The 15544-nt window shown below is 59.6% G+C and carries 13 protein-coding genes; 5 read left to right on the top strand and 8 right to left on the bottom strand.

What is annotated here, in order from left to right; genetic code table 11:
- Nucleotides 1-43 precede the first annotated feature (43 nt).
- The 7 genes from ACA044_RS17405 to ACA044_RS17375 all read right to left on the bottom strand — a co-directional run bounded on the left by ACA044_RS17405 (nucleotide 44) and on the right by ACA044_RS17375 (nucleotide 8574).
- Complete coding sequence (locus ACA044_RS17405; protein WP_497447251.1) at nucleotides 44-1459, bottom strand: sigma-54 interaction domain-containing protein; 1416 nt, start codon at nucleotides 1457-1459, stop codon at nucleotides 44-46.
- A 141-nt stretch (nucleotides 1460-1600) separates the two neighbouring features.
- Nucleotides 1601-3175: an ABC transporter ATP-binding protein gene (locus ACA044_RS17400; RefSeq protein ID WP_497442512.1), complete on the bottom strand. Its 1575-nt coding sequence runs from the start codon at nucleotides 3173-3175 to the stop codon at nucleotides 1601-1603.
- A 27-nt stretch (nucleotides 3176-3202) separates the two neighbouring features.
- Nucleotides 3203-4225 carry an ABC transporter permease gene (locus tag ACA044_RS17395; RefSeq protein WP_497442511.1) on the bottom strand — a complete coding sequence of 341 codons (1023 nt, stop codon included), beginning with the start codon at nucleotides 4223-4225 and terminating at the stop codon, nucleotides 3203-3205.
- A complete protein-coding gene (locus tag ACA044_RS17390) occupies nucleotides 4225-5286 on the bottom strand; it encodes a microcin C ABC transporter permease YejB (RefSeq protein WP_497442510.1) in 1062 nt (353 codons plus the stop codon). Before ACA044_RS17390 ends, ACA044_RS17395 begins: the two co-directional genes overlap by 1 nt.
- Nucleotides 5286-7154 (bottom strand): extracellular solute-binding protein, encoded by a 1869-nt coding sequence (locus ACA044_RS17385; protein WP_497442509.1) that lies wholly within the window; start codon nucleotides 7152-7154, stop codon nucleotides 5286-5288. The genes ACA044_RS17390 and ACA044_RS17385 overlap by 1 nt, the downstream gene beginning before the upstream one ends.
- Before the next feature lie 135 nt (nucleotides 7155-7289).
- The gene (locus tag ACA044_RS17380; protein WP_007984657.1) at nucleotides 7290-7571 is read right to left on the bottom strand and encodes a peptidylprolyl isomerase; all 282 of its coding nucleotides are present in this window, start codon (nucleotides 7569-7571) and stop codon (nucleotides 7290-7292) included.
- Nucleotides 7572-7692: 121 nt separating this feature from the next.
- Complete coding sequence (locus ACA044_RS17375; protein WP_497442508.1) at nucleotides 7693-8574, bottom strand: lipase family alpha/beta hydrolase; 882 nt, start codon at nucleotides 8572-8574, stop codon at nucleotides 7693-7695.
- 340 nt (nucleotides 8575-8914) lie between these two features.
- Between ACA044_RS17375 and ACA044_RS17370 the strand changes: the two genes are divergently transcribed.
- Nucleotides 8915-9967 carry a hypothetical protein gene (locus ACA044_RS17370; protein WP_497442507.1) on the top strand — a complete coding sequence of 351 codons (1053 nt, stop codon included), beginning with the start codon at nucleotides 8915-8917 and terminating at the stop codon, nucleotides 9965-9967.
- A 59-nt stretch (nucleotides 9968-10026) separates the two neighbouring features.
- Here ACA044_RS17370 and ACA044_RS17365 read toward each other — a convergent pair whose 3' ends face one another.
- Nucleotides 10027-11115, bottom strand: a complete 1089-nt coding sequence (locus ACA044_RS17365) for a 3-deoxy-7-phosphoheptulonate synthase (RefSeq protein ID WP_497442506.1) — start codon at nucleotides 11113-11115, stop codon at nucleotides 10027-10029.
- 628 nt (nucleotides 11116-11743) lie between these two features.
- On the opposite strand from ACA044_RS17365, the gene ACA044_RS17360 reads away from it, so the two are divergent.
- The 4 genes from ACA044_RS17360 (at nucleotide 11744) to uvrC (ending at nucleotide 15541) form a co-directional block, all read left to right on the top strand.
- Nucleotides 11744-12502, top strand: coding sequence for a carbon-nitrogen hydrolase family protein (locus ACA044_RS17360; RefSeq protein ID WP_497442505.1), 759 nt, complete (start codon nucleotides 11744-11746; stop codon nucleotides 12500-12502).
- On the top strand, nucleotides 12503-12946 hold the full coding sequence (locus tag ACA044_RS17355) for a GNAT family N-acetyltransferase (protein WP_497442504.1): 444 nt from the start codon (nucleotides 12503-12505) through the stop codon (nucleotides 12944-12946).
- Between the two features lie 127 nt (nucleotides 12947-13073).
- On the top strand, nucleotides 13074-13715 hold the full coding sequence (gene gacA / locus ACA044_RS17350) for a response regulator transcription factor GacA (RefSeq protein WP_008015884.1): 642 nt from the start codon (nucleotides 13074-13076) through the stop codon (nucleotides 13713-13715).
- A 2-nt stretch (nucleotides 13716-13717) separates the two neighbouring features.
- Entirely contained in the window at nucleotides 13718-15541 is a 1824-nt protein-coding gene (gene uvrC, locus ACA044_RS17345) for an excinuclease ABC subunit UvrC (RefSeq protein ID WP_497442503.1), read from the top strand.
- The last annotated feature ends 3 nt before the right edge of the window (nucleotides 15542-15544 follow it).

The following is a 15544-nucleotide window of genomic DNA, read 5'->3' as shown; positions in this document are numbered from 1 at the left end:
GCCCGCGAAGAGGTCATATCTACAAATGGAGATTAATGTCTCTTTAGGGAGACTCGGCAATCCCCAACGCCACCATCTTCTTGTACAACGTCGACCGCCCCAGCCCCAACCTTGCCGCCGCCTCGATCACCTTCCCGCCGCATTGCGCGAGGGCGGATTCAATCAATTGCCGGTCAAACCGCTCCCGAGCCTCACTAAAGGTTTCATGGGCAATCGGTTGAAGGGGCAGAGGCACCACACGCTCCACCGGCGTAAAACTGCCAATCGCCGCGCGGATATCCGCCGCGTTCAGCATCAAATCATCACTGAGCAACGCCGCGCGCTCCAGGACGTTGCGCAGTTCACGAATGTTCCCCGGCCAGGCGTGTTGACCCAACAATCCCAAGGCTTCGCGGTTCAGTTCATGCTGACTGCGCAACTCTTCCAGGATCGCCTCGCTGAGCGCCGGCAGGTCGTCGAGGCGATCGCGCAGGGGCGGGACCTGAATCGGCAGTACGTTGAGGCGGTAATACAGATCTGCGCGAAACTCGCCGCGTTTGATCGCCGCTTCCAGATCGGTGGAGGTGGCCGCGATCACCCGCACATCGCTCTGGATCACTTCGTTGGAGCCTACCGGCTCGAATTCCTTTTCCTGCAGCACCCGCAGCAACTTGCTTTGCAACGGCAACGGCATGTCGCCGATCTCATCGAGAAACAGCGTGCCGCCCTGGGCGATCTGCAACTTGCCCGCGCGGCCCTTGCGATCGGCGCCGGTGAATGCGCCGGGAGAGGTGCCAAAGAATTCGGCTTCCAGCAGCGACTCGGGAATTGCCGCGCTGTTGATGCTGACGAAGGCTTTGTGCGCCCGAGGCGAGGCGCCGTGGATCGCCTGGGCCAGCAACTCCTTGCCGGTACCGGTTTCGCCCAGCAACAACACCGGAGACTCGGCACTGGCGCTGCGCCGGGCGCGGCGTTTGACTTCCAGGCTGGCGGCGCTGGTGCCGATGAAATGAGCGAAGTTGTACTTGGTCTGCCGCGCCCGCAGCAATGAGCGAGTGGATGCCAGTTCTTCCTGCATGCTCAGGTAGCGCTTGAGCATCGGCGACAGGCTGCGCAATTCGTCGAACAGGGCAAAACCGATGGCGCCGATCACCGCGCCGGCATCGTCGTGAATCGGCAGGCGCATCACTATCAGCGGTTCCTTGGGGGTGTCCTGCATGTCCAGCAGGATTGGCCGTCCGGTGCGCACCACTTCACGTAGCAGGCTACCGGGAATCACGCTTTCACAGGCTCTGCCGATGGCACCTTCGGCTGATTCCAGACCGAATCGCCGGGCATAACGCTCGTTCATCCAGACGATGTTCGCGTCGCGATCGACAATCACCGTGCCCTCGCTCGATTGCTCGATGATCTCGAACAGCGAGCGGATCGCCAGGGTGCGAACGCGCTGGTAGTCCTTGAGGCTTTCGGTGGTGTTCATGGGCTTCATGTCCAGAATGTAGGGTGTCTGGGCGGGCGCCTTCGCGGGCAAGCCTCGCTCCTACGGATCACCTCGACCTGTAGGAGCGAGGTTTGCCCGCGAAGGCCGCGACGCGGTCCAGCGGCATGACGCCGATTATGCCTACCCCGGATGCGCCGCCGCCAACAGCTCTTTGGTATACGGATGCTGCGGTGAGTCGAACACGTCGTGGCTCGCGCCGCTTTCCACCACTTTGCCGTCCTTGATCACGATCATGTCGTGGGCCAGGGCGCGCACTACCGCCAGGTCGTGGCTGATGAACAGGTAGGTCAGGCCATGTTTCTCCTGAAGCTGGCGGAGCAGGGCGACCACTTGTTTTTGCACTGTGCGATCCAGCGCCGAGGTCGGCTCGTCGAGCAGGATCAGCGCCGGTTTCAGCACCAGCGCGCGAGCAATGGCGATGCGCTGGCGTTGGCCGCCGGAGAATTCGTGCGGGTAGCGATGACGGCTTTGCGGGTCGAGGCCGACTTCTTCCAGCACCCGGATTACCTGGGCTTCGCATTCTTTCGGGGTGGACTGGCTGTGAACCTCAAGGCCTTCACTGATGATCTGCGCCACCGACATCCGCGGGCTGAGACTGCCGAAGGGATCCTGGAACACCACCTGCATTTTCTTGCGCCACGGTCGCAGCTGTTTTTGCGTCAGGCCATCCAGGGCCTCACCCTGAAAGCGAATGCTGCCCTCCGAGTCGAGCAAGCGCAGAATCGCCTGACCAAGCGTGGACTTGCCCGAACCGGACTCGCCGACGATACCCAATGTCTTGCCGCGCTGGACGTTCAGGCTGATGCCATCCACCGCGCGCAGGTAAGTTTTACGCTGAAACAGGCCACCACCGATGGCGAACTGCACCTGCAAATTATCCACTACCAGCACTTTTTCGCGCTCGTCCCGGGGCAGGGCTTCGCCTTCCGGTTCGGCGTTCAATAGTACGCAGCTGTAAGGATGCTTCGGCTCGGTGAACAGTGTTTCGCAGGGTGCCTGCTCGACGATTTCCCCGGCATGCATCACGCACACCCGCTGGGCGATGCGGCGCACCAGATTGAGGTCGTGGCTGATCAGCAGCAGCGACATGCCGAGCCGCCGTTGCAGGGATTTGAGCAGCAGCAGGATCTTGCGCTGCACCGTCACATCCAGCGCGGTGGTTGGCTCGTCGGCGATCAGCAATTCCGGCTCGCAGGCCAGGGCCATGGCGATCATCACCCGTTGCCGTTGACCGCCGGACAATTGATGGGGATAGGCCTTGAGCCGCTCTTCGGGTTTCTGGATGCCCACCAGTTGCAGCAACTCGAGAATCCGCGCTTGCGCCGCTTTGCCGCCCAGACCTTTATGCAGCAGCAAGGTTTCGCCGATCTGCTTTTCAATGCTGTGCAGCGGGTTGAGGGAGGTCATCGGTTCCTGAAAGATCATCGCAATCCGGTTGCCGCGCAGCTCGCGCAAGATCTTGACGTCGGCACCGATCAGCTCCTGGCCGCGATAGCGAATGCTGCCGGTGGTTTCAGTACCGCTTTCGGGCAGCAGTTGCAGGATCGAGTGTGCGGTCACCGACTTGCCGGAGCCCGACTCGCCCACCAGCGCCAGGCATTCGCCGGGGCGGATGTCCAGGCACAGGTTGCGCACCACGGCCTGGCCGCTGAAGGCCACGTTAAGGTCACGGATTTCGATCAGGTTGTCACTCATATCAACAGTCCGTCTCATGATCGGGAATCAGGATCGTGGATCAAAGGCATCACGCAACGCCTCGCCAATGAACACCAGTAAAGAAAGAATCAGTGCCAGGGTAAAAAACGCCGTCAGCCCCAGCCACGGTGCTTGCAGGTTCTGCTTGCCTTGACCGATCAATTCGCCCAGGGACGCACTGCCGGCCGGCATGCCGAACCCGAGGAAGTCCAATGCCGTGAGGGTGGAAATCGCCCCGGTCAAAATGAACGGCAAGTAACTCAGGGTGGCGTTCATCGCATTGGGCAGAATGTGCCGCACGATCACTTTGCGATCGGTCAGGCCCAGCGCACGGGCGGCTTTGACGTATTCGAGGTTGCGCCCGCGCAGGAACTCGGCGCGCACCACGTCCACCAACGCCAGCCAGGAAAACAGCGCCATGATCCCCAGCAGCCACCAGAAATTCGGCTCGACGAAGCCTGAGAGAATGATCAGCAGGTACAGCACCGGCAGCCCCGACCAGACTTCCAGCAAGCGCTGACCGAGCAGGTCGACCCAGCCGCCGTAATAGCCTTGCAGTGCACCGGCGGCGATGCCGATCAACGCGCTGATGAAGGTCAGCGCCAGCGCGAACAGAATCGACACCCGCGCCCCGAAAATCACTCGAGCCAGCACGTCGCGAGCCTGATCGTCGGTACCCAGCCAGTTGACCCTCGACGGCGGGCTCGGTGCCGGTTGATTGAGGTCGTAATTGGGCGTGTCGTCGCTGAACGGGATCGGCGCAAACAGCATCCAGCCGCCATCTTTATGAATCAGCTTCTGCACGTAATCGCTGCGGTAATCGGCCTGGAATGGCAGTTGCCCGCCAAACTCCTGTTCGGTATGGCGTTTGAAGGCCGGGAAGTACAGCGAGCCCTGATAACTGACCATCAGCGGTTTGTCGTTGGCGATCAGCTCGCCGCCCAGAGTCAGCAGGAACAGACCGATAAACAACCACAGCGACCACCAGCCCCGGCGGTTTTTCTTGAAACGGTCGAAACGGCGACGGCCCAGCGGCGAGAGCTTGAACATCAGGCGTTCCTCGCGGCGAAGTCGATACGCGGGTCGACCAGGGTATAGCAGAGGTCGCCGATGAGTTTTATCAGCAGACCGAACAAGGTGAAGATGAACAGCGAGCCGAATACCACCGGATAGTCCCGTGAGACCGCGGCTTCGTAACTCATGCGACCCAACCCGTCGAGGGAAAAAATGACTTCGATCAGCAGCGAGCCGGCGAAAAAGACGCTGATGAAGGCCTGCGGAATTCCCGACACCACCAGCAGCATCGCGTTACGAAACACATGGCCGTAAAGCACCCGGCGTTCGCTCAAGCCCTTGGCCCTGGCGGTGACCACGTACTGGCGGGTGATTTCATTGAGGAAGGAGTTTTTGGTGAGGATGGTCAGGGTCGCGAAACCGCCGACCACCAGCGCTGTCACCGGCAGCACCAGATGCCAGAAGTAATCGGCGATTTTGCCCACGGTCGACAGCGACTCGAAGTTGTCCGAGACCAGGCCGCGCACCGGGAACCAGTTCAATGAGGTGCCGCCGGCAAACACCACGATCAGGAACATCGCGAACAGGAATGCCGGCATGGCGTAACCGATGATGATCGCGGTGCTGCTCCAGATATCGAAATGACTGCCATGGTGCACGGCCTTGCGGATGCCCAGCGGGATCGACACCAGGTAAGTGATCAGCGTCGCCCAGAGCCCGAGAGAAATGGTCACCGGCATTTTTTCCAGGATCAGGTCGGTGACGGTGGCTCCGCGAAAAAAGCTCTTGCCGAAGTCGAGGCTGGCGTAGCTCTTGAGCATCAGCCACAGGCGTTCCGGCGCGGGTTTATCGAAGCCGTATTGCTTTTCGATCTCCTTGATCAGCTGCGGGTCGAGCCCACGGCTGGCACGCGAACTGCCGTGCATGGCTTCGCTGGAATCGCCGCCGACACTCGCGCCGCCGATGCCTTGCAAGCGCGCGATGGCCTGTTCCACCGGGCCACCGGGCGCGGCCTGGACGATGACGAAATTGACCAGAAGAATGATCACCAATGTTGGAATGATCAGCAGCAAGCGCCGCAGTATGTAAGCCCACATCAGTGCGGCCCTCCGGGTTTACCGCGCTTGATGAGTTCGGCGGTCATCTGTTGGTTGGTCAGGGGGGTGGAGCTCACTTCCCACCAACTCTCGATGGCTTCGTCATTGCTCGCTTGCACAGAGGGAATGCCGAAGCGGTTCCACCACACGGTCGAGCTGCCTGGCGGGTAATAGTTGGGAATCCAATAGAAGTTCCATTGCAGAACACGGTCCAGGGCATGGGCGTAGTGCAGCATGTCGGCCTGGGTGGTGGCGCGAACCAGGCCGTTGACCAGCGTATCGACTGCCGGGTTCTTCAGCGCCATATAGTTGTTGGAACCTGGATCGTTGGCCGCCGCCGAGCCAAAGTAGTTGTACAGCTCGTTACCCGGTGAGGTGGTGACCGGGTAGCCGGTGACGATCATGTCGTAGTCCCGGGACATCAGGCGGTTGACGTACTGGGAGGCGTCGATGCGGCGAATGTTCAGGTCGATGCCGATTTGTTTCAGGGTGCGCTTATAAGGCAGCAGCAATCGGTCCATGCCGTTCTGGCTGATCAGGAAGGTGAAACTCAGTGGTTGGCCTTCGGCGTTGACCAGTTGATCGCCATCGGGTTTCCAGCCGGCCTGTTCGAGCAAGTCCAGGGCTTGCAGCTGCTTGTCGCGAATCACGCCGCTGCCATCGGTTTTCGGCGCTTCGAATACCTGGGTGAAGACTTCGTCGGGGATCTGCCCGCGTAGCGGTTCGAGAATCGCCCGTTCACCCGCGTCAGGCAGTCGCCGGGCGGCAAGGTCGGTGTTGGAAAAGAAGCTCTGCTGGCGGATGTACAGGTCGCGCATCATCTGCCGGTTGCTCCATTCGAAATCCCAGAGCATGGCCAGGGCCTGGCGCACGCGACGGTCCTGGAATATCGGGTTTTGCAGGTTGAACACAAAGCCCTGGGCCGATTGCGGCGCCTCTTTGGCCAGGTGGGCCTTTTGCAGGCGACCGTCGCGCAGGGCCGGGCTGTCGTAGCCGATGGAGTAGGCGGTGGCGGAAAATTCGCGGTTGTAGTCATAGGCACCGCCACGCAGGACCTGGCGGGCGACGTCGGTATCACCGAAGTATTCGATGCTGAAGTGATCGAAGTTGTAGAGGCCGCGGCTGACCGGTAAATCCCTGGCCCACCAGTCGGCGTTACGCTCGAAGGTGATGCTGCGCCCGGAGTCGACCTTGCTCACGCGATACGGCCCGCTGCCCAGTGGCGGCTCGTAACCGCCACCGTTGGCGAAGTCGCGGGTCTTCCACCAATGCTCCGGGAGCACCGGCAAAGTGGCGATGTCGAGGGGCAGGGTACGGTTTTCGTTGCTCTTGAAGTCGAACCGAACGATTCGCGGCGACTCCACTTCGACGCCTTTGACGTCGGCGAATTGCGTTCGATAGCGCAGGCTGCCCTGGCTCATCAACAGGTTGAAGGTATAGCGCACGTCTTCGGCGGTGATCGGCTTGCCGTCGGCGAAACGGGCCTTCGGGTTCAGGTAGAAACGCAGAGACAAACCGTCGTCGGAACGCTCCATCTGCTGCGCCACCAGGCCGTACACGGTATAGGGCTCGTCCAGCGAGCGCTGGGCCAGCGGGGAGTAGATCAAGCCGTCGATTTGCGTGACCCCGATGCCCTTGTCGATGTACGGCAGGACATGGTCGAAATGACCGATTTCCATTGCCGAGCGACGCATCGTGCCGCCCTTGGGCGCTCGCGGGTTGGTGTAGGCAAAATGGCTGAAGCCAGCGGGATACTTCGCCGGTTCACCGTACACGGTCAACGCCTGTGGCGGTGCAGCGTTCACACCGGCGGCGCCCAATAACAGGGCCACGGCAGTGAACAACAAAGTGGGGAAAGCCAGTCGCATTGTCAGCCTTAAAGCCGGGTGGTCGATAACCACAATTTGTACGCTAGCGGCGCGTCCCTCGCCAGCCGTATCACGTAACGAAAACACAACGGCCCACCAAAAGGCGGGCCGTTGTGTAGAAAACTCAAGCGTTGATCAGTCCTGACGGCTGGTCACTTCCAGCAGGTGGTAACCGAACTGGGTCTTGACCGGGCCTTGCACCACGTTGATCGGTGCGCTGAAGACCACGGTGTCGAATTCCTTGACCATCTGGCCAGGACCGAACGAACCCAGGTCACCGCCCTGGCGGCTGGACGGGCAGGTGGAGTTGGCTTTGGCTACTTCGGCGAAGTCGGCGCCGGCCTCGATTTGGGCCTTGAGTTCGTTGCACTTGGCTTCGCTGGCAACCAGGATGTGACGGGCAGTGGCTTTGGCCATGGTAAATACTCCATTCAATGTTCAATTAAAGTGCGGAGCCTACCGGATTCAGTGGGCTATTTCTCTCTCAAAGTTCCGTCAATATCATTGCGTCGATATCGTGTGGCCTTACTGGCCTTGCTCAAAGGCCGGCATTTCTCAAGCGTTCGGCATGCTGCACATACAGGGCGATCGGGTCGATGCCCTTGCGGACCTGGTCGGTTGTCTGGCAGAGGCTGTCCAGATGATCCAGTGGGTAGTCCGAACGGATCACTTTTCCCAGGTGGGAGCTGAATCGGCCAACCATGCCGTCGTTCTGGTCGGCCTCGGTGGTGAAGTAGTGGGAGAAGGCCCGGAGGAACCCGTGCAGCGGATCCAGTGCATTGAGCCCCTCGTCGAGGATGTTCCCCTGCAGGGTGCCGCTCCAGGAATAGTAGCGCACGCCGTTAACCAGTTCGCGACCCTTGCCCCCCCAGGTTTTCGGTAACCCTTGAGGGTATTTGTCGTTGAATGCGCCGACGCCTTCGGTAGTCAGTGCATTGAGCGCAGCGATGGCGTTCTGCGGCAATTGCCGGTTGCCACTGAGCAACGACAGGAAGTCGGCGAACAGGGTGGCCACGGTACCGGCGACATGTTCCGGCAGGCGCCCGGATGTCAGCGCCTTGCGCAGGAAATCGGCCAGTTCCGAGCCATGGTTCGGCCCGCTGACCGATGTCACCGAAGCAACCGCCTCCGGCGCTAGCGCGGCGGCATAACGTGCAGCCAGAGCGCCCTGGCTGTGACCGATCAGGTTGACTTTGCTTGTACCGGTTCCTTCCAGTACCCGGTTGATCTGTGCCAACAGTTGTTCGCCGCGGGTTTCATTGCTGTGGGTAGCCGACAGATGGGGGATGAAGGCCCTGGCACCGGCGCTTCTCAGCGCCTGTTTGACGTCATGGAAAAATTCCAGATTGCCGATTCGATCGAAGCCGAAGAGCCCGTGAACCAACAGGATCGGATAGTGAGTGGTTGCATTCCGTAGCATGTGCATTCCTTTTTCGCAGTAGGTCAGGTGTGTGCTTCAGGGGGCCACTCTAAAGCACGCCAGCTACTCGGCGATGTATGAAAAAGCCGCTGTAACCTGATGAAAACGGAATAGAAATGGTACGAAAGTTCGGATGAGCATGAGGTCTTGGTCGGAATATCTGGACATCTTTTTAACGATGACAGCGCGCTTCTTCTCAATGACCTACCTCTGATACGTCTTTTTTCCGTGCCAGCCGACGCGATTGCCCTGCATCGCGGATCCGTGCCGCGGGTTTCAATAGGCTTTGTCAGATGCTGACCTTCAAGGCGGCGTTTATTCCAAGGACTGGAGCGTATGAATGACTACTTATGAAGCAGATCACCTGAATGTTGTAGAGCAATGCATGGCGGCACCACAGCTGGATCAGGCGGATAACTCGGTGCTCGATCCGTCTGAAAGTAAAGCCATCGTCACCGTCGCGCCTTACCCGTATATGGCCTGCGGAGACAAACTGGAAATGTTCTGGTCAGGTATCGATGCAGAGGGAGTTGCGTATTGGCATGACGTGTCGCGTTTCGTCAGCGAAACTCAGGTGGGCAGGGCGGTGGTCTTTTGTGTATCGGGTGAACACATCGCCGCACTGGATGGAGGATCGCTCGAGGTTTACTACAGGCTCTACAGTGCCCTCCTTTGTGAGCCAGTGGAGTCCGAGCGTTTACACCTGTACGTCGGTGACGCACGGCCAGATTTGCTGCCTGCGATTGTGGACGATGCGGTGGGCGGCACGCTCGACCCGGACAGGGTCGCCGAGGGCGCGTGCATAACGATCAGACCGTATGCCCGGATGGCGGTTGGAGACCGGGTCTTGCTGTCTTGGGCAGGTGTTACGCCTCAAGCGAGCTTCAAGGACACATTGAAAGTCGAATCCTTTGCTGTGGGTGGCGAACTGTCGTTCTGGGTAAGTCCCGACTGTATTGCACCCAATCTCGGGGCAGTCGTCACGGTCAGCTACTGCGTCGAGCAAAAGGGGCAAGTGCCTCGTTTCTCGGAGCCTGCACCGCTGTTGATCGGGCCGCTGGAACGAGGAGCGCTTTTGCCACCCTCCGTGCTGGAAGCCGATGAGGGTTGGCTGGATCTGCAAGATGCGATCGATGGTGTCACCGTCGTGATCGACAATGCCCGGGTCGAAGAGGGCGAGCTGGTTTATCTGAAATGTGACGGAGAGCATTTCAATCATCGCGATGATCGTGAGATTTCCAGGGAAATGGCCGGTCAACCGCTGGTGTTCATCGTTCCCTACAGGTTCTGGCGCGAGCATCGGGGCTTGACGGTCCGGGTAGCCTATTCGGTCGAGCGTCTTGACGACGTGAGCCAGCAGTCTGAAGCCACGTTGGTGCAAGTGCAGTCGTAAACTGATTTAACGTCAACCGCCTTCCAGTTTTCGATTGAAAACTGGAAGGCTGGCATTGGTCACTTCGGTTGTTGGCTATGGCGTCGCGCCCGAAGTTGTTCGGCAGCCTGCAGCAACAATTGTTCCGTTCCGGTCCAGCCAAGGCAGCCGTCCGTTACCGAGACGCCGTAACGCAGTGACGGGCTCAACGGCTGGCAACCTTCGAACAGATGGCTCTCAATCATCATGCCGACCAGCGAGCGATCACCTTGCAGGCGCTGCTCAAGCACGTCATTGAACACGGCTGGCTGACGCAATGGATCTTTACCGCTGTTCGCATGGCTGCAGTCGACCATGATCCGTGCCGGGATCTTGAGTCGGGTTAAATCGCTGTGCACCTTGGCAACGCTGTCGCGATCGTAGTTCGGCCCGCGATGGCCACCCCGCAATACCAGGTGAGTGTCGGGGTTGCCCGGTGTCTGAATAATCGCAGGATGCCCCTGGCTATCGACGCCGAAATGGCGATGCGGATGAGCGGCCGAACGCATGGCGTCGCTGGCGACAGCCACACTGCCATCGGTGCCGTTCTTGAACCCTACCGGCATGCTCAGGCCGCTGGCCATTTCCCGGTGGATCTGTGATTCGGTGGTACGGGCACCAATCGCGACCCAGCTCAGCAGGTCGTCGAAGTAGCCGGCGGCCATCGGTTGCAGCAGCTCAGTGGCAACGGGTAAGCCCAGTTGCAGCATGTCGCGCATCAATTCGCGGGACAGCGTCAAACCGCCCGCCATGTCGTCGCTGCCATCCAGATGCGGGTCGTAGGCCAAACCTTTCCAGCCAACCGTGGTGCGGGGTTTCTCGACGTAGGCGCGCATCACCAGCAGCATCTCATCACTGACTTGCGCAGACAGACGGGCCAGGTTGGCAGCGTATTCGCGGGTTGAGCGGGGATCGTGAATCGAGCAAGGGCCGACGATCACCAACAGACGAGAATCTTCACCGTTGAGGATCGCGCTAACCGCTTGGCGGTGGGCGGCGACTTGCTGGGTCAGGGCGTTGCTGAGTGGCAATTGCTGTTTGAGTTGCAATGAGCTGGGTAGACGCAAGGTCAGCGCTTCATTGGCAGGGCACAGGGTGGACAGCGGCAGAGCAGAGATGGACGAGTTCATATTCGGGCTTCCTGGGGCTGGCGGCGGGTTCGTTCCCGCGCGCTCGGCCCTACTGGGGTGTTCGACAATTGGCCGGATTGGCTGCGTGTGTGTGCTTGCCACCTGTGGGTGACCGATCGGAGGCGGCAGGCTGTCCCGAGCGGAGGCTGGTAAATCGCCAGGCGGTAAAACTGTCGTAACGGTAATAAGTGGCGTAGTTCATGTTCAAAACTCCTGGGTGTCTGGTGTGACGCTAAAAATGTTCAGGGCTGAAAAAACAAAACCCCCGGTCGGGAGGCCGACCGGGGGTTGAGAATTCTCTGGTGGCGACCCGTTTAAAGTGGGCGCCGTGTGGGTATCAGGCGCGCCAGTGGCTAAACCAATACCCAAAATAAAAATTGACCGAAGCACAAACGTCATTCGCCCGGGCAGCCGCAACCGAGCGCGGGGCGCTGGCGGTACGAGGCTGTGAGAGGGCGTTGAGCATGGTCTGTCTCCGACGAATGCGCCGAGCTTACTAGAGGCCGGTACGCGGATTCAATCAGAAAATGCTATCGATGATCATGGGCTTTTCTATCGCTTGAGTGCGTCGGGGTTTGTGACACACTTTGCGCTGCGCCCAACAACCATACCGTCACAAGGACGAACCATGACGACACTGACCATCGCCGCCGCTCAATCGATCTCCATTGCCGGTGACTTGGCCGCCAATATTGCCCGGCACCAGCGTTTCATGCAGGTTGCCGCGGAGCAGGGCGTGCAATTGCTGGTGTTTCCAGAGTTATCGCTGACCGGGTACGAACGCGGCCTGGCGGCGGAGCTGGCCATAGCGCCAGACGCCAGAGTGCTGCAACCACTGCGCGATTTCGTACGGGAAGTCGGTGTGACCAGCGTCGTCGGGATGCCGATTCGTCTGTCGGACGATTCGCAGGTATTGATCGGTGCTTTGGTATTGGGCGCCGATGGTTCGCTCGGGGTTTACAGCAAACAACATCTGCACCCGGGCGAAGAGGTGGCGTTTGCCCCGGGAACGGGCGGTTCGACGCTGGAGATCGGTACCGACACCGTTGCGCTGGCGGTATGCGCCGATTTCTCTCACCCCAGTCATGCGGCGACTGCGGCACGGCAGGGCGCTGATCTTTATGCCGCGGGCGTGCTGATCACAGAAAACGGCTACGCTCCAGATACCGCACTCTTGCAAGGCTATGCCCGTACCCATTCGATGGCGGTACTGATGGCCAACCATGGTGGCGCAACGGGTGGCTGGGAGTCGGCAGGGCGCAGTGCGATCTGGGCGGCGGACGGGGCGTTAATTACGGCGGCGCCGGGTACGGGGAACCTCATGGTCGTTGCTCGCCGCAATGCTGACGGTTGGAAGGGGCAAATCGTGACTGTCGCGGAGGCTTGAATGGGGTTCGAATTACGTCCGGCAACGTCTCGGGACCTGGACTTCGCTCGTAACCTGACTTGTCGAAATATGCTTCGCTACTACATTCAACATGAGCTGTTGTGGCTGGACGAGGCCTTCGATGTCGCCTGGGAGGGCCGTGAGAACTGGCTGATTGTGCGTGATGACACGCTGATGGGCTATGTCAGCCTGAGCCGTGATGCCAAGGCCTTGTATATCCGCGAATTGCATGTACTTGAAGCGTTCCAGGGGCAGGGCGCCGGTTCCTGGGCGATCGATCAGGTATTCGCCATGGCGTGCCAGGAGCGACGCCCGGCATTGCGTCTGACCGTTTTTGAAAATAATCCGGCGAAAATGCTTTACGAGAAAAAGGGCTTGAAGGTGGTCGGCGAAGACGAGTGTTTCCTGAGAATGCAGCGTGATGTCAATGAACTGCATCGCTGAAACACGCAGGCGGCAAGCCTTGCCAGATGAATTGAAACTTTTTATATGCTGCTTGCCGCTAGGTCTGTCAGTCGCTTTTTGCTAAGGTGTCCGGCAACCCAATAAGACCAAATCGCGAGGTGTCTGCTTGATTAGGGTGCTAGTAGTCGATGACCATGATCTCGTTCGTACGGGCATTACACGAATGCTGGCTGACATCGATGGCCTGCAAGTAGTCGGCCAGGCTGAGTCAGGGGAGGAATCCCTGCTCAAAGCGCGTGAATTGAAACCCGATGTGGTGCTGATGGACGTCAAGATGCCCGGGATCGGCGGTCTTGAAGCCACGCGCAAATTATTGCGCAGTCATCCGGACATAAAAGTCGTCGCGGTCACAGTGTGCGAAGAAGATCCGTTTCCTACCCGGCTGCTACAGGCAGGTGCCGCAGGTTATCTGACCAAGGGCGCCGGATTGCCGGAAATGGTCCAGGCCATTCGCCTGGTGTTTGCCGGGCAACGCTATATCAGCCCGCAGATTGCCCAGCAACTGGCGATCAAGTCGTTCCAGCCAACCAATGATTCGCCCTTCGACGCGTTGTCGGAACGGGAGATCCAGATTGCGTTGATGATTGTCGGCTGTCAGAAGGTGCAGATCATCTCCGACAAGCTGTGCCTGTCGCCAAAAACAGTGAATACCTACCGTTACCGTATTTTCGAGAAGCTTTCGATCAGCAGCGATGTCGAATTGACGCTGTTGGCGGTTCGTCACGGCATGGTTGATGCCAGCCTCTGAAAATGACTGAAATCTTCGATTCAAGCGCTTTTCTGTCGACGGTCAGTGGGCGGCCGGGTGTCTATCGCATGTTCGACAGCGATGCGCGGCTGCTTTATGTCGGCAAAGCCAAAAATCTCAAGAAGCGTTTGGCGAGCTACTTCCGCAAAGCCGGTCTTGCCCCCAAGACCGCTGCGTTGGTAGGCCGTATCGCCCAGGTCGAAACCACCATCACGGCCAATGAAACCGAAGCCTTGCTGCTTGAGCAGACGCTGATCAAGGAGTGGCGCCCGCCGTACAACATCCTGCTGCGCGACGACAAATCCTACCCTTATGTCTTTCTCTCGGATGGCCAGTTCCCACGCTTGAGCATCCATCGGGGGGCAAAAAAGGCCAAGGGCAAATATTTCGGCCCTTATCCCAGCGCGGGTGCGATTCGCGAAAGCCTGGGCCTGCTGCAAAAGGCTTTTTTTGTTCGCCAGTGCGAAGACAGCTATTACAAGAACCGTACGCGACCTTGCCTGCAATACCAGATCAAGCGCTGCAAGGCGCCATGTGTCGGCCTGGTGGAACCCGAGGTGTATGCCGAAGATGTACGCCACTCGGTGATGTTTCTTGAGGGGCGCAGCAACGCGCTGGCGGACGAGTTGTCTGCGGCCATGGAGGAGGCGGCGGTCAACCTCGAGTTTGAGCGTGCCGCCGAGCTGCGTGACCAGATCTCATTGCTGCGTCGGGTCCAGGACCAGCAGAGCATGGAAGGCGGGACGGGCGATGTCGATGTGATTGCGGCGTTCGTCAACCCGGGTGGCGCCTGTGTGCACTTGATCAGCGTGCGCGGTGGCCGAGTGTTGGGGAGCAAGAACTTCTTTCCGCAGGTGGGTATTGAGGAAGACGTTTCCGAAGTCATGGCAGCGTTTCTCGGCCAATATTTCATCAGCAGCCCCGAGCGCGACTTGCCGAGCGAGCTGATCGTCAACGTGGTTCACGAGGACTTTCCAACCTTGATCGCAGCCATCGAAGAGCTGCGCGGTCGTGAATTGACCATCAGCCATCGAGTACGCGGCACCCGAGCGCGCTGGCAGCAATTGGCGGTCACCAATGCCGAGCAGGCGTTGGGTGCGCGACTGGCGAACCGGCAACACGTCGCGGCCCGTTTCGATGCCCTGGCCGAAGTACTGAACCTGGACGAACCGCCGCAACGTCTCGAGTGTTATGACATCAGCCATTCCAGCGGCGAGGCCACCGTGGCGTCCTGTGTGGTGTTCGGCCCGGAAGGCCCGATCAAATCCGACTACCGCCGCTACAACATCGAAGGCGTTACGCCGGGCGACGACTATGCCGCGATGCATCAGGCCCTGACCCGCCGCTTCAGCAAACTGAAGGACGGCGAGGGCAAGTTGCCGGACATCCTGCTGGTCGACGGCGGTAAAGGTCAGCTGTCCATGGCGCGTGACGTGCTCAATGAGCTGGCCGTACCCGACCTGATTCTGCTCGGCGTTGCCAAAGGCGCGACGCGCAAGGCCGGTTTCGAAACCCTGTACCTCAATGACGCGGCCCATGAATTCACCTTGCGCGGCGATTCCCCCGCGCTGCATTTGATTCAGCAGATCCGCGACGAAGCCCACCGTTTCGCCATTACCGGGCACCGCGCACGTCGTGGAAAAACTCGCCGTACCTCCACACTTGAGGGCGTTGCCGGGGTCGGACCGACACGTCGCCGCGATTTGTTGAAACATTTTGGTGGATTGCAGGAGCTGTCTCGTGCCAGCATCGAAGAGATCGCCAAAGCACCCGGGATCAGTAAAAAGCTCGCAGAGTTGATTTATGCAAACCTGCACAGCGAGTAGAAT

This window comes from Pseudomonas sp. LBUM1673, assembly GCF_059695645.1.
The sequence above is the reverse complement of the archived record's forward strand: the minus strand, read 5'-3'. Positions and strand labels throughout refer to the sequence as shown.